This window comes from Novosphingobium aeonii, assembly GCF_052279045.1.
Classification (GTDB): domain Bacteria; phylum Pseudomonadota; class Alphaproteobacteria; order Sphingomonadales; family Sphingomonadaceae; genus Novosphingobium.
The window spans coordinates 1386966-1401215 of sequence record NZ_CP176833.1 but is presented as its reverse complement, the minus strand read 5'-3'; the positions used below and the strand labels follow the sequence as shown (position 1 = coordinate 1401215).

Here is a 14250-nt window from a genome sequence, read left to right as displayed (position 1 = left end):
TTCAGCCTCCCCTGGCGTAACGCCCTCCCCAACCGAATATCGAATTTGCCGAGATTGGATTCCCGTTCTGCCACGTAAGAGACACGGCGCGTGATATTCCTTCCGGCCACGGAAAATAATTCTGGTGACGGGCAGGCAGGGCGACCGCTTTGCGTGCAGTTGCGAATTGATCGCAATAAAGCTAGGGGGCGCGGGTGACGACCAACGCCCTGTCCCTTTTCCGGCTGCTGCTGCGCGAACGTCCGTCGTTACTGCGCCATTTGCAGGGACTGGTCGGACACGAGGGCGCAGAAGATGTGGCGCAGGCGCTCTGGCTGAAGATCCACGCCGTCCACGATCATCCGCCGATCGCCAACAAGAAGGCGTTCCTTTACCGCATGGCCCGCAATGTCGCGATCGACATGGTGCGCTCGGACAAGCGGCGCAGCAGACACATCACCAGCGGCGATGAACTGCCCGGAGACATCGCGGCGCCCGTGCCCTCTGCGGAAACCGCCATGCTCGACCGCGAGGCGCTGGTCCGGCTGACCGCGGCGCTGGCCGAACTTTCGCCGCGCTGCCAGCAGATCATCAGGATGAACCGGATAGACGGTGTGTCGATCACGGACATTGCGGCAAGGCTGGGGATCAGCCGCCAGATGGTCGGGCGCTACATCGCGCAGGGCATGGCCCATTGCTGCGAGCGGCTGGACGATGAAAACTGGAAGGGGCGGGTTTCGGAAGTGCTGCCGCAGACGTCGGACGGTGTAGGGATGCGCCGCGGGCAGGATGCTCTGGAACCGGATGATGACGAACGTGCCTGAAACGACGATCACGCCGGAAATGCGGCAGGAAGCCGCCCGCCTTTTCGGTGACCATGTCGCGGGTGTCATGTCCGCAGCCGACGAGGCGCGTCTGGCGCAGTGGCTGGCCGAGGACCCGCGCCATGCCCGCGCCTTCGCCGCCGTGGAGCGGACATGGCGGGCGATCGACGAAACGACGATGCCGCCGGCCCCGGTGCGCGGCACGGCGCCGTGGAGCAGGCGCTTCGCACGCTGGCGCCCGGCCGGGACGCAGCACGGCGTTTCCGCGCCGGTGCACAAGGCATCGGGATGGGCGCGGGGGCTCGTTGCCGCCAGCGTCCTGCTGCTGATCGCCACGCAATCGGCGGACATTGCACTGCGCCTGCGTGCCGATGCCATCACGAACACCGGGGAGCGGCGCAGCTTTGCGCTGCCCGATGGTTCGATTGCCCTGCTCAATACCGACAGTGCCGTCGCCGTGGACTTCGCCGATGGCCGCCACATCCGTCTGCTTCGCGGCGAGGCGGCCTTCACGGTGGCGCCGGATCCGGCGCGCCCCTTCGTGGTCGAAGCAGGCCGGGGTACCGTCACGGCGCTGGGTACGCGCTTCCTCGTCAGGCTGGACGGCGATGAGACCCGCGTGGCCGTGACAGAGCACAGCGTGCGCATCGACCTGAACGCCGTCTCGCGTCTCGTCCGCGAGGGCGAGGAGGCGGGATATGGCCGGGACCGGATCTCGCCCCTCGCGGGCCAGTCGGTCCACGATACCGACGGCTGGACTCGCGGCGTGATCCGCGTGGTGAACCGCCCGCTAGCAGATGTCGTGCGCGAGATTGGCCGCTATCGCAGCGGCTACATCCTCGTGCTGGGGGACGGCCTTTCGCAGCGGCGGGTCAACGGGGTGTTCCGGCTCGACGATCCCGATCGTTCGATCGATGCGATTGGCCGGTCGCTGGGCATCCGCAGCACCCGCATCGGCGGGATGGTGACCATCCTGCACGACTAGGTCGTAAACTCATAAACGGCACCATCGAGGCGCCCAAATGGCGAACAGCTCGGGCCGAAGGTGCCGCCGGGCGGGCTGGTTGCCCGTCCAAGGCAGCTTCGGCCCGAGATGGAAGCCATTTGGACGTCCCTTCGGGATTTGACCAAAATGGCCCATCGCTGCGTCGGGAAGGCTTGAAATATCGACATATTCCATCGCCTTACCTTCTTGCGCTGAGCCATTTTGCCTCAAACCTCGATGGTGCCGTTTATGAGTTTACGACCTAATCCTGCAGGCCGCGAATTTTTTTGAACGTTCGAGGTTTCCTATCGCGCGCCGCCTTCGTCTTCATTTGTGAATATGCGTCGCAATAGCGATTGCCGGGTGAATGAAGGGGGCAATGACGATGGACAATTCCAAAGCGCGCCGTGCGCGCAAGGGCGAAATGCGGACACTGGTCCAGGCCGTGCTGCTGGCTTCGGCCGGTCTCTCCGGCGTCTTTGCCGCGAGCACGCCTGCGGCGGCGCAGTCCGCCCGCAGCTATGACGTTGCGGCGGGCAGCCTCGCCGATGCGCTGAACGATTTCGCGGAGCAGAGCGGGGTCGAACTCGTCTACGACAGTGCGCTCGTGGCAGGCCGCACCAGCGGGGGCATCAAGGGGCGCCACAACCCGGCCGCTGCGCTTTCGCGCCTGCTCGCCGGGAGCGGCCTGACCGCACGGCGGACGAGCGCCAACACCTTCACGGTCGAGCGGGCGCTTCAGGCGGAGGCCGGTGTGGTCCAGCTCGGCACGCTGCGTGTCGAGGGCGCCTCGGGATCGGCTGGTGGGGGAAACGGCGACGGTGCTAGCGGCGGCAATGGCAGGGTGGCCGGATGGGATGGTACGGCAGGCACCGTCTATTCCACGCCCGGCTCGGTCACCGTCATCACCCGCGAGACGCTGGAGGCCTATCCCGGCCAGTCGCCAGCCGACATGCTGCGCGGCGCGACCGGCGTGATCTCCGGAGAGGCGCGCACCAGCGGCGGACTGGACGTGAACATCCGCGGCCTTCAGGGGCAGGGCCGTGTGCCGGTGACAGTGGACGGCGCGATCAACGGCACGACGGTCTATCGCGGATATCAGGGCACCAGCAATCGCAGTTTCGTGGACCCCGATTTCATCAGCCACGTCGCTATCGAGAAGGGCCCCTCAATGGGCAATCCGATTGCCGGCGGCATCGGTGGGTCGGTCAGCATGACGACTCTTTCCGCCGACGACATCGTTCCCGAAGGCGAGACCGTGGGCCTTCGCATCAAGGCCTCGCTGTCGAACAACAGCACCGAGCCCGGCTCGAACATGACTCGCTCGCTGCTGGCGCCCTCGTCCTACAACGGCGATACGCTGGCGGCCACGCGGGAACGCAACCGGCCAGGTTTCTTCTCGCCCACGGGCGGCGCCGGCAGTCTGGTCTTCGCGCGCAAGGGCGATTTCGTGGACCTGGTGGCGGGCTATTCGTTACGGCGCACCGGTAACTACCATGCCGGCGCCAACGGCAAGCATGCGCCCGAGGCGACCGGCACGCCTTCTGCGTTCTGCGCCGCAGGGGCAGCTTCCGGCAGCCTCGCCTCGCTCTGCGAGCGTGCGGTGCAGTTCTACGACCGCTACGGCTCGACGCCTTTCGTTGGCGGCGAGGAAGTGCTCAACACCTCTACCGATGCGGAATCGGTGCTGCTCAAGGCCACCTTGCGCCCGGCCGCAGACCATGTGCTCGAACTGGGCTACGGCGGTTACTGGAGCGACTTCGGCGAGAATTATCCCGGTTCCACGGGCTCCGCCTCCGGCACGGTCCTGCAAACCTATCCGCTCTCGCACACCGGCCTCGACCGCGTGACCGCGCGCTATCGCTGGAACCCGGCGACCGACCTGGTGGACCTGAAGCTGAATGGCTGGATATCGAACCTTCGCGAAAGCGCGGCCTCGTTGCTCCAGACCGACCAGACGCGCCGCTTCGTGAACGGGCTTGGCGTGGACATCGGCAACGGTTCACGCGTGTTGACGCCGCTGGGCCTGCTCTCGGCCGACTATGGCGCCTCGTTCCTGCGGGAGCGGACCGGCCCAGTGGATGGCTGGAATAACAACGGTTCGCTCGCACCCGGGCGTGAAGGCACGCGGCGGGAAACGAGCGTGTTCGGGCAGGCTGCGCTGGAGCCCATGACCTGGCTGCGCCTCGATGCGGGCCTGCGCTACCAGAAGTACAAGTTGCAGGACGAACAGTCTGGCACCACTTACCACACCGATATCTTCGATCGCAGCGAGGACGCGGTGAGTTTCTCGCTGGGTGCCACGCTCATGCCGGTGGACGGGCTGCAGCTCTTCGCCAGCTACAAGCAGGCCGCGCGTCTGCCCTCGCTGATGGAGGCGACCACCGGCTTCTTCATGATCGCCAACCCCGACCTGCACAAGGAAGAGGCCCATAACTGGGAAGCGGGCATGAACTACTCGCGCAAGGGCGTTCTTGCGGACGGTGACGAACTGGGCGTCAAGCTGGCATGGTTCGACAACGACATCGACGGCTATATCGCCCGGCGATACATTTCGGCGTTCTTCGCGATGCAGATGTTCAACATCGACCGCGCGCAGTTCCGGGGCGTGGAAGGCAGCCTGAGCTACCGTACCGGCGGCCTCTCGGTGGATGCGGGAGCGACCTATTACGATCATATCGCCTTTTGCAAGGACGCGGCCACGGGCTGCGTGGAAAGCTCGCTCGCCTCGGACTATGCCACAAACTACATCCCGCCCCGGTGGTCGGCCAATCTCGCGGTCAGTCAGAAGTTCCTGGCCGAGCGCGCCATGCTGGGCGGGCGCCTGACTTACACGGGCAAGCGCGCGGTCGGCGCGCAAGTCCCGCAGAGCGGCTACATGCCGCTGATCTCGGCGATCGCGTGGAACCCCTATGTGCTGCTGGACCTGACCGGGCAGTTCAAGGTGACGGACGCGCTCTCGCTCGACTGGAGCCTCGATAACGTCACCGACCGCTATTACACCGAGGCCATGAGCCTGGGCTATATCCCGGCGCCGGGACGGACCTTCCGTATCGGCCTTACCGGAAAGCTCGGCTCGAAAACGGCGCTGTGGCCGGCGAACTGGTTCAGCGGATGGGCCAACGAGGATGCTGCCGACTGGACCGGGCCTTATATCGGCGCCGACTTCGGCTACGGCCTCGGCAAGACCGGCGGCAGCGTGACCGACAGCATGGGCCAAGCCGCCGACATCGAGAACGGCAGCCGCATCGACCAGAAGATGCGCAACGTGCTGGGCGGGCTTCATGCCGGTTACAACTACCAGTTGCCCGGCAACCTCGTGCTGGGCGTGGAGGCTGACATTTCGGCGGGCAACCTCGGCAGTTGGTCGGGCGTGCCGGTTTCGGAGGAAAGCACCGCGACCCAGTGGTTGCGCAACAACCACCAGCTCGAATCGGACACGCGCTACAACTGGGATCGGATGATCACCCTGCGCGGCAAGCTGGGCTATTCGCTCGGCCGCACGCTGATCTACGGCACCGGCGGCATCGGCTGGCTGCGCGAAACGCAGACCCGCAACCAGTATCGTTCCGTCGACGCGCAGAATCGCGGCATCGGCAGCGCGCTGGAGCATCTCTTCGCCGAAGAGGATCGCAAGAACCGGCAAGGGTTCGTGCTGGGCGGCGGGGTGGAGCGGGCGATCGGCGATCACTGGTCGGTCCGCGCGGAATACAGTTACGCCCGCTTCGAGCGGAAGACCTTCAGCTTCGCAAAGGCCCGCGAAGGCGTGAGCATCGCCTATAGCGACTTCGACGTCACCTGGCACGACGACGGGACCGTATCCTGGGAATATGTCAACGGCCCGGGCAGCTCGAATATCGCCAACGGCCGCAAGGTGCGCTCGGACGCGGACCTTCACAATATCCGCCTCGGCGTCAGCTACCGCTTCTGATAGAAGGACATGCCCGTGACCACCAGAACCCTTGAAGATACCCGCGCCGCCCGGCTCAAAGGCGCAACCCATGCCACGCATGACAGGCTGGATCATTCGATCATGGAAGCGGCCTCTTTCGCCAGCCTCGACGGTTACATTCGCTTCGCGACGATGCAGTATGGCTTCCACCGCGATATCGATGCGCTTTACGATGTCCCCCGGCTGCGCGTGCTGCTGCCGGGGCTGGACGGGCGGCGGCGGCTGGCGCTGATCGCGGCGGACCTGGATGACCTGAAGGTTCCGCTCCCCCGGGCAGAGGCGCCGCCGGTCTTCCTGCCCGCTGCAGAGCCGGACGTGCCCACCGCGCTGGGCTGGCTCTATGTTGCCGAGGGCTCGAACATGGGGGCGGCGCTGCTGCGCAAGGAGGCGGCAAGGCTGGGGCTGTCGGATACGCACGGGGCACGCCATCTTGCGCCCGCGCCGGAGGGCCCCGCCGCACATTGGCGCGCCTTCACGGCCGCGCTGAATACCGTTGAACTCTCCGAAGGGGAAGAGGCGCGCACCATTGCCGGAGCCAATGCCGCCTTCGCCCGGGTGCAGGCCCTAGCCGATGCCAGCTTCGCCTGAGATACGGGACGACTGCGGCCACCGGGAGCCGCGCGGCGAAAGAGCCTGCGCGCCGGCGGAGGAATCTTACCGCACGCCGGGGCGAACGCGCTATGCGGACCTGCCGCCGGACCGGCTGACCCGGTGCATGGGGCTTGGCAGCACGACTTTCCTGATCCTTGCCGCGCTGGCGCTCGGTTCCGTGTCCTGGCGGATCGTTCCCGCGGCGGCGGAATCCTCCCGGCCGCTGCTGCTCGAATTCAAGCCTCCCGCCGCTCCGCCCGAGCCGGACATGCAAGTGCCGGAAGGTCCGAGGCAGGTGGAGCAGAAAGCGCAGGCACAACCGGAAAGCAGTGAGGCCCCGCCGCCGCTGGAGCCGGAAAGCGATCCTTCGGTCCCCTCATCGCCGGCCCGGCCCCCGGCCGAACCTGCCTCGGTGGCGGAGGGCGTTCCGGAAACCACCGCCCCGCGATCGCTTCCCGCACCGCCTGCCGAACGGGCGGCGAATGACGCGAAGGTGACGTGGGAAGCCTTGCTGCTCTCCCATATGGAAAGATATCGCCGCTATCCGGCGACGGCGCGATCTCGCGGAGAGCAGGGGATCGCCTATGTCCAGTTCACCATGAACCGCGAGGGGCGCGTGCTTTCGGCGAGAATCGGCCGATCGTCCGGTTCGGCTTTGCTGGACGGCGCAGCCCTTGCCACGATCCGCCGGGCTCAGCCCTTGCCTGCGATACCCGCGGACAGACCCGATCCGCAGAGGCTTACGGTTCCGGTGGAATTTTTCACGCAATAAGGCGGCAAATCGCGGCAGGCGCGGCACCTGAAAGCACCGCGCCTCTTGGGTCAGGCCGCGAAGCCGCCGTCGATTGTGTAGAGCCCGGCGGTGACGAAACCGGCTTCCTCGCTCGCCAGCCATGCGACGAGGTTCGCGATTTCGTCCGGCTTGCCGTGGCGGGGCAGCGCCATGAAGCCGTGGAGAGCCTCTGCCATGCCGCCGTCGGCAGGGTTCATCTCGGTGTCGACCGGGCCGGGCTGGACGACGTTGACGGTAATGCCGCGCGGGCCGAAATCGCGGGCAAGACCGCGCGCCATGCCCTGGATCGCCGACTTGGTGAGCGCATAGGCCGCGCCTCCGGCAAACGGCATGCGGTCTCCGTTGGTCGAACCGATCACGATGATGCGCCCGCCTTCGGGCATGGACCGCGCCGCCTCGACCGAGGCGAAGTAGGGCGCTCGTACATTCACGTCGATCATGCGGTCGATGGCGTCGGGATCGAGTTCGAGCGGATCGCCGATGACCAGAAGACCGGCGCTGACGACGAGGATGTCGATCGCGCCCGCCTCGCTGACAGTGGCGATCAGCGCATCGCGGTCGGAAGCGTCGGATCGTACGGCGGTGGAGCCGGTTTCCGCGGCCAGTGCCTCGGCCGCGTCCCGCGATCCGGCGTAAGTGAATGTCACCGATGCGCCTTCCCCGGCCAGGCGTTGGACGATCGAGGCGCCGATGCCGCGGCTGCCGCCGATGACGAGCGCCTTCTTTCCAGTGAAGCGAGCCATTACGAAATTCCTTTCGAGTGGGATGGGATGCTTTGGTTCCGGGGAAGAGCCGCAAGATAAGGGGCTTGGAAATCCATTCCGTCAACAGAAGAACGCGCCAGTCTGCTACATCTTCGGCAGGCTGCGCTTGCGCCGGTCGTGCGACACTGCGGTGGCGATGGCGATGTCTCCCACCACGTTGACCATCGTGCGAAACATGTCGAGCAGCCGGTCCACTCCGATGACAAGACCGATACCTTCGGCCGGGAGGCCGGTGAGCGCGAGGACGGCGGCGACGGTCGGCAGCGAGCCGGCAGGGACGCCGATCGTGCCCATGCCCGCCAGGGCGGCGACCGCCAGTACAAGGCCCTGCCGTCCGAGCGAAAGGTCCATGCCGAAGAACTGGGCGATGAAAAGGACCGTCACGGCCGTGTAGATCGCGGTGCCGCCCTGGTTCGCGATGGTTCCGGTGCCCAGCACCAGCCGGGCGACGCGCGGCGGCAGGCGCAAGTCAAGCTCGGCGGCCCGCAGCGCGCTCGGCAGGGTGGCGTTGGAGGAGGATGTGCAGAAGGCGATGACGGCAGGCTCCTGCACGCCGCGCAGGAACGCCAGCGGCGTCACTTCGCCGCGCATCCAGACCACGGCGAAGAATGTCAGTGCGATCTGCAGCAGGAGCGCCGCCACTACCACCGCTACATAGGCGCTGAGGTACAGCAGCAAGTGCCAGCCGAACACGAGCGTCAGGTCGAACATGAAGCAGGCGACCGCAACGGGCGCGAGCCGCGCCACATGGGCGAGCACGTGCATACCGGCATCGAACACCCGCTCGCTGGTCGCCAGAACGTGGCCGGTCCGCCGCGTGCGCAGGAAGGTCAGGACCATGCCGGCCAGTACCGATGCGATGATGACGATCTTTATGGGCCGCTCGACCGCGGCGTAGGAGAACAGCGTGTCGATCATGCCCGGCGAAGCGGGGGCATGGCTTGCCGCCAGAAGTTGCTGGCCGATCTCGGCGGGCACCACGTCGCCCGGGCGAAAGAGGTTGGCCATGGCCAGCCCGATGAGCGCGGCGGCGACGGACGCGGCCAGCATGTGCGCCAGCGTCGACACCAGGAGTTGCCGCATTCCCGCCATGTTGCGGATTCGCGCTATGCCGCTGACGATCGCGGATATGAGCAGCGGCACGATCAGCAGGAACAGCGCGAAAAGGAACGCCTGCTCCACCGGCTTGACGAACCAGTGCATCAGCAGCGCCGTGGCGGGCGAATCTCCGGCGAACAGCCCGGCCAGCGTGCCGCCGCCCATGCCGAGGAGTAAGCCGCCCAGCAGCCACACCTGCAGATGCGGTTTGAACCGGTTGCGCGGCCGGATGCCGGAGGGCGGGAGGGACGGGTTGGCTGTCTCGATCATCGGGTTGATCGAAGGAGGTTTTGCGGACATCGGTGATCCTGTTGCCGCGCCCGGAAGCGCTTGGCTCATGGCGCTGATGCTGGAGCGAAAACCCTGTCAGCAAGCTGTCGCGAGGGCGAAGTGTTGCGCTTCCTGTTCGATTTCGGTGGCTGCGGATGCCGGCGCGCGCGCGAAGTCTATGCTCGCCAGTACGCCGCGTCCGCCCGCTCCCGGTTCAAGCTGGACATGCGCGCCCATGCGCTCCGCAAGGGCGCGCACGATGGAAAGGCCAAGGCCGCTGCCGGTCGCCCCGTTCTCTGTCGGCGCGCGATAGAAGCGTTCGAACACGCGCTCCCGGTCCTGCCGGGCAATGCCGGGGCCATCGTCCTCCACCTCGACGCGGGCGCGCCCCGCGCGGCGCAGCACGCGCACGGTAACGGTGCCGTCGGGGCGGTTGTAGCGCACGGCGTTGTCCAGCAGGTTGCCGATCATCTCGGCCGCGAGCACGGGATGGCCGGCTGCGCGGAGAGGGCCGTCATCAGCCCCCTCGAAGCCGATGTCGAGACTGGCTGCTCCCGGCTGCGCGGCCCGGGCCGCGACGAGATCGGCGGCGACGGCGGCAAGATCGAAGCTCGCGTCCTCGGCAATGCCCTGTTCCTCGGTGCGGGCAAGCGCGATGAGCTGCATCAGCAGGCGCTCCAGCGACAGCACGGCATTGCCGATATCCTGAAGCGCGGTCGCCCCGCGCGGCGAACCGGGGCCGTAGCGTTCCAGCACGTCGAGATGGATGCGGACCACCGCGAGCGGGGTGCGCATCTGGTGCGAGGCATTGGCAGTGAACTGGCGCAGCGAATCCACGGCGCGCTCGGTGCGGGCAAGGAGGGCGTTGAACGAATTCGCCAGCAAACGGGCTTCGCGCGGGGCGTTCTCCTCCAGCCTGAGCCGGAACTGCGGCGGTGGTTCGCGGCGCGCGGTCTCGATCTGCCCGGCAAGTGAGGCGAAGGGCCTGAGCCCCCATGTGATCGCCCAGTAGAACAGCAGCACCGCCGTCATCGCGATCAGCACGCCCGCGCCCAGCACGCGCAGGAAGTAGGTCTGCTGGTAGGCCCAGCGATCGTCCACGAAGTCGGCCACCTGAACCACCACCGCGCGACCGTTGCGGTGGAGGCGGCGGATTTCGGTGGCGATGCGCACGGGCTTGTCGCGCAGGCGGCCGTCACGAAGGTAGGCGGGCTGGATCACGCCGCCGGCATCGCGCGGGTCGACATAGCCGCCGGTGAGCGGGGTATTGCGGTACGTGCGCGGGAAGCTGGCGGCGGGCAGGCGTCTGGTCGTGCTGCCGGTGCGGGTATCGTACTGAGGCGGGGGCGCCAGGTCGCGTTCCCCGGCAAGCAGCCGGTCGCCGTCCCAGATGCTGTAGTGAGTGATGGGGGCGGAGCGGCGTTGCAGCAGATGGACCGCAAGCGGCAGCAACCGATCGCGCAAGGTATCGTCTGCATCGGTGGCCCGGCTGAGGACGCGTACCGAACCGACGAGGATGCGATCGGAGGTCATCGCCCCGGAACGCTGGATCATCCAGCAGGTTATGCCGCCGAAGGTCACCGCCAGAGCCAGCAGCGGCACCATGACCGCTGCGGTGAGACGGGATCGCAGAGAGGCCATCAGGCCTCCAACATGTAGCCGAGGCCGCGGATCGTGCGAATGGTCGGGCCGTCCGGCATGAGCTTGCGGCGCAGACGGCCCACGTAGACTTCCAGTGCGTTGGGCGCGACCGCATCGGCGAAGTTGAATACCTCGGAATTGAGCCGCTGCTTGGTGACGACCTTGCCGGGGCGGCCCATCAGGGTTTCCAGGACGGCCAGTTCGCGCCGCCGCAGGTCCACCACGGCGCTCCTGAGTTCGACCACGCGGGTCGAACGGTCGAGGCTGAGGCCGCCGACGCGCAGCACCGGGTCCGCCGTGCCCTGGCTGCGCCGGATCAGCGCGCGAAGGCGCGATTCCAGTTCGCGCGGATGGAACGGCTTGGACAGATAATCGTCCGCGCCCCGGTCCAGCCCGGCGATGCGGTCGCTCACGGCGTCGCGCGCGGTGAGGATGAGGACCGGCGTGGCATTGCCGCTTCGCCGCAGCGACTGGAGCACCTCCAGCCCGTCCAGGTCCGGCAGGCCGAGGTCGAGGATGGTCGCGTTGTAGGTTTCGGCGGCCAGCACATCGAGCGCTTCCTCGCCGCTGCCGACAACGTCGACGACAAATCCCGCCGCACTCATCGAGGCATCCATCCCACGCGCCAGACGCTCGTCGTCTTCCACGATCAATATACGCAACAACTCACTCCCTCGTACGAGTTGCAGCATCCTCTTCCGGTTGGCCGTCTTGTTGTCATGGGCGCCGGCCCTGATCCGGCGCAACTTTCTTCCGTTTGATTCGGCACTCTGTGAACCGAACCTGTCATCAACCTGTCGCGATGGGCAAGATTCTTTTTGCAGCGCAGCATGCAATGACAGCTTCGTGACAGGTGGGTGCCGTCAGCTTCCCTGTGTCGGGAGGGGAAACCTCGACAACGAACCGGATCCAGTCCGTTCCGCGCAGAAGATCGCCCATTACCGGCGACGGCGCGGGCGGGCATGGATCGGCTGCAACAGGGGGCAATCATGGCCACTCACTACGGTCGCGCTGCATTTTTCCTATCTGTTTCCGCCCTGGCGCTGCCGGGTGTTGCCAAGGCGCAGGGGGCGGATGCCGCGGCGCCCCAGCAGGCTGCGCCCGAAGGGGTGGGCGATATCGTCGTCACCGCCCTGCGCCGCGCCTCGCGCGTGCAGGACACTCCGATCGCCATCACGGCGCTATCGGAAAAGTCGCTTCAGAACCTCGGCGCCACCGGCATTGCCGACATTGTGCGGCAGGTTCCCGGCCTCAACCTCATCGCCGGCGAATCCGGCCGCACGCGCATCTCGATCCGCGGCATCCAGACTGCCGGCGAAAGCACGGTCGGCCTCTACTATGGCGAGACGCCGCTGACCGGACCGTCGGGCACCAGTTCCGATCCTTCGGGCGTAACGCCCAACCTCAACCTCTTCGACGTGGAGCGGGTGGAGGTGCTGCGCGGGCCGCAGGGAACGCTGTACGGGTCGGGTTCGATGGGCGGGACGCTGCGGGTGATCTTCAAGAAGCCCGATCTCGCCAAGTACGAGGGCGCTGCCGAGATGGGAGCCGAAGCGGTAGAGCACGGCGAGTTCGGCTATTCGCTGAAAGGCGCGGTCAACGTACCTATCGTGAGCGACATGCTGGCCGCACGGCTGGTGCTCTATCGCCAGCAGAATCCGGGCTATGTCGACGATCCGACGATCGGCCGCAAGGACCTCAACCGCTCGGTGCTCGAAGGCGGGCGTTTCCAGTTGGGCTTCCAGCCCACCGGCAACCTGAGCATGAACTTCATGACGATCCTGCAAACGCAGAAGTTCGGCGGGACTTCGCAGTGGGCACCCTCGGAGGGCGCGTTCATCTCGGCGCAGAAGGTGGCTTCGCCGGCCTACGACAAGTTGCAGCTCTATGCGCTGGAAACGAAGTGGGAAACGCCTGTGGGCACCCTGGCGCTGAACAATTCGTTCTATCGCTGGGATGTGCGGCAGACCAACGACAATTCGGACAACTATGCCAGCATCGCCGCTTCCAACCGCTACTGCGGCCTGTTCCAGAACACATACGCAGGCTCGCTGCTGCAAGGCACGAGCGCCGGGGCGACGACCAGCTCCGGCACATGCGCGGCCGATGCCGGCGGGCTGACATCGGCGCAGCTACGGCAGGACTACCAGAACTGGGCGGCCGCACAGCAGCCGATCGGCAATTACCAGCCGCGTTTCGTGCGCAACTTCGTGAATGAGCTGCGGCTCAGCTCCAGCGGGAAGGGGCCGTTCAGCTATACCGTCGGCCTGTTCCGGGAGGACCGCAACGACCGCGTCGACACGCTGGTGTTCGCGGGCATCCCCGCCACGGGCGAGCCGCAGCAGCCGGTCGTCGATCTCGGCTCGCGCTATGTGACGGACGAAGTGAAGCAGTCCGCCGTCTATGGCGAAATCAGCTACCGGATCTTCGAGCCGCTGACGGTGACGGCGGGCCTGCGATATTACGACTACAAGAAGACCGTCGGCGGCGAGAACCTGGGCTACAACTACTTCAACGGCCAGGCGCCCAGCGCCTATCGGGAAGTTACTGCCGACGCCAATGGCCTTATCAAGAAGTTCAACGTCGACCTGAAGATCACGCCGGACATCATGTTCTACGCTACCGCTTCGCAGGGGTTCCGCCCCGGCGGCGCGAACCTGACGCCGGGCATCCCGGAATCGGCGCAGACTTACGCGGCGGATTCCCTGTGGAACTATGAGGCTGGCTTCAAGACCCAGTGGTTCGGTCGCAGGCTGACCTTCAATATCGACGGTTACCGGATCGACTGGAACAACCTGCAAACCTCGGTCCAGGCGACTTACGGCAACTTCTCCTATATCGGCAACGTCGGTTCGGCACGCATCGAAGGCGTCGAGGTGGAAGCGAGCGCAACGCCGTTCTCCGGCCTCTACCTCAATGCCGCGTTCCATTATCTCAAGCCGCGCCTGACCGCCGACCAGATCAGCGCCGAGGTGACGGCCGCGGGCCGGAAGGGCGATATCCTGCCGCTGATCCCGCGCACCACGGCCAGCGCCGGCGCCGAATACAGCTTCCCGGCCTTCAACGACTTCACGGGGCTGCTGCGCGCCGACTGGACCTATACCGGCAAGATGACCTCGCAGATCCGGCCTACCAATGCGCTCTACCGGGAGTTCGGGAAATATTCGATGGTGAACCTGCGCGTCGGCGTGCAGAACGACCGGCTGGGCATGTTCCTCTATGTGCGCAACCTGTTCGACAAGATCGGCGTGAACACGATCTCCAGCGCGTCGGGCGTGCCCGACTACTGGGCGACCACCGCACCGCGCACGATGGGCGCGACGATATACAGCAACTTCTAATCCAGGGGACTT

Annotated in this window: 10 protein-coding genes; 6 read left to right on the top strand and 4 right to left on the bottom strand. The window is 66.3% G+C overall.

All coding sequences use genetic code 11. The annotated features are described in order from the left end of the window. Nucleotides 1–194 precede the first annotated feature (194 nt). The 5 genes from ACLIMP_RS21480 (at nt 195) to ACLIMP_RS21460 (ending at nt 7103) form a co-directional block, all read left to right on the top strand. Nucleotides 195–803, top strand: coding sequence for an RNA polymerase sigma factor (locus tag ACLIMP_RS21480; protein WP_185999908.1), 609 nt, complete (start codon nt 195–197; stop codon nt 801–803). Continuing rightward, complete coding sequence (locus ACLIMP_RS21475; RefSeq protein ID WP_443478301.1) at nt 784–1788, top strand: FecR family protein; 1005 nt, start codon at nt 784–786, stop codon at nt 1786–1788. The genes ACLIMP_RS21480 and ACLIMP_RS21475 overlap by 20 nt, the downstream gene beginning before the upstream one ends. Before the next feature lie 385 nt (nt 1789–2173). Continuing rightward, on the top strand, nt 2174–5719 hold the full coding sequence (locus ACLIMP_RS21470; protein WP_443478300.1) for a TonB-dependent receptor domain-containing protein: 3546 nt from the start codon (nt 2174–2176) through the stop codon (nt 5717–5719). Nucleotides 5720–5728: 9 nt separating this feature from the next. Next, on the top strand, nt 5729–6328 hold the full coding sequence (locus ACLIMP_RS21465; protein ID WP_443478299.1) for a biliverdin-producing heme oxygenase: 600 nt from the start codon (nt 5729–5731) through the stop codon (nt 6326–6328). Continuing rightward, nucleotides 6312–7103, top strand: coding sequence for an energy transducer TonB family protein (locus tag ACLIMP_RS21460; protein ID WP_443478298.1), 792 nt, complete (start codon nt 6312–6314; stop codon nt 7101–7103). Before ACLIMP_RS21465 ends, ACLIMP_RS21460 begins: the two co-directional genes overlap by 17 nt. A gap of 50 nt (nt 7104–7153) precedes the next feature. Here the strand turns inward: ACLIMP_RS21460 and bdcA are convergent, their stop codons facing one another. From bdcA to ACLIMP_RS21440, 4 genes are all read right to left on the bottom strand, one after another. After that, nucleotides 7154–7867 (bottom strand): SDR family oxidoreductase, encoded by a 714-nt coding sequence (bdcA, locus tag ACLIMP_RS21455; protein ID WP_443478297.1) that lies wholly within the window; start codon nt 7865–7867, stop codon nt 7154–7156. A gap of 105 nt (nt 7868–7972) precedes the next feature. Beyond that, a complete protein-coding gene (locus ACLIMP_RS21450) occupies nt 7973–9286 on the bottom strand; it encodes a dicarboxylate/amino acid:cation symporter (protein WP_443478296.1) in 1314 nt (437 codons plus the stop codon). 66 nt (nt 9287–9352) lie between these two features. After that, on the bottom strand, nt 9353–10897 hold the full coding sequence (locus ACLIMP_RS21445) for a sensor histidine kinase (protein ID WP_443478295.1): 1545 nt from the start codon (nt 10895–10897) through the stop codon (nt 9353–9355). Then, the gene (locus ACLIMP_RS21440; RefSeq protein WP_185999901.1) at nt 10897–11559 is read right to left on the bottom strand and encodes a response regulator; all 663 of its coding nucleotides are present in this window, start codon (nt 11557–11559) and stop codon (nt 10897–10899) included. Before ACLIMP_RS21440 ends, ACLIMP_RS21445 begins: the two co-directional genes overlap by 1 nt. 327 nt (nt 11560–11886) lie before the next feature. Here ACLIMP_RS21440 and ACLIMP_RS21435 point away from each other — a divergent pair, with 327 nt between their 5' ends. After that, nucleotides 11887–14238, top strand: coding sequence for a TonB-dependent receptor (locus ACLIMP_RS21435; protein ID WP_443478294.1), 2352 nt, complete (start codon nt 11887–11889; stop codon nt 14236–14238). Nucleotides 14239–14250: the final 12 nt, after the last annotated feature.

Bases quoted from the DNA above. Each gene is read 5' to 3' on its own strand.
- ACLIMP_RS21475 (WP_443478301.1), top strand. From the start codon at position 784: ATGATGACGAACGTGCCTGAAACGACGATCACGCCGGAAATGCGGCAG.
- ACLIMP_RS21470 (WP_443478300.1), top strand. From the start codon at position 2,174: ATGGACAATTCCAAAGCGCGCCGTGCGCGCAAGGGCGAAATGCGGACA.
- ACLIMP_RS21465 (WP_443478299.1), top strand. From the start codon at position 5,729: ATGCCCGTGACCACCAGAACCCTTGAAGATACCCGCGCCGCCCGGCTC.
- ACLIMP_RS21460 (WP_443478298.1), top strand. From the start codon at position 6,312: ATGCCAGCTTCGCCTGAGATACGGGACGACTGCGGCCACCGGGAGCCG.
- bdcA (WP_443478297.1), bottom strand. From the start codon at position 7,867: ATGGCTCGCTTCACTGGAAAGAAGGCGCTCGTCATCGGCGGCAGCCGC.
- ACLIMP_RS21450 (WP_443478296.1), bottom strand. From the start codon at position 9,286: ATGTCCGCAAAACCTCCTTCGATCAACCCGATGATCGAGACAGCCAAC.
- ACLIMP_RS21445 (WP_443478295.1), bottom strand. From the start codon at position 10,897: ATGGCCTCTCTGCGATCCCGTCTCACCGCAGCGGTCATGGTGCCGCTG.
- ACLIMP_RS21435 (WP_443478294.1), top strand. From the start codon at position 11,887: ATGGCCACTCACTACGGTCGCGCTGCATTTTTCCTATCTGTTTCCGCC.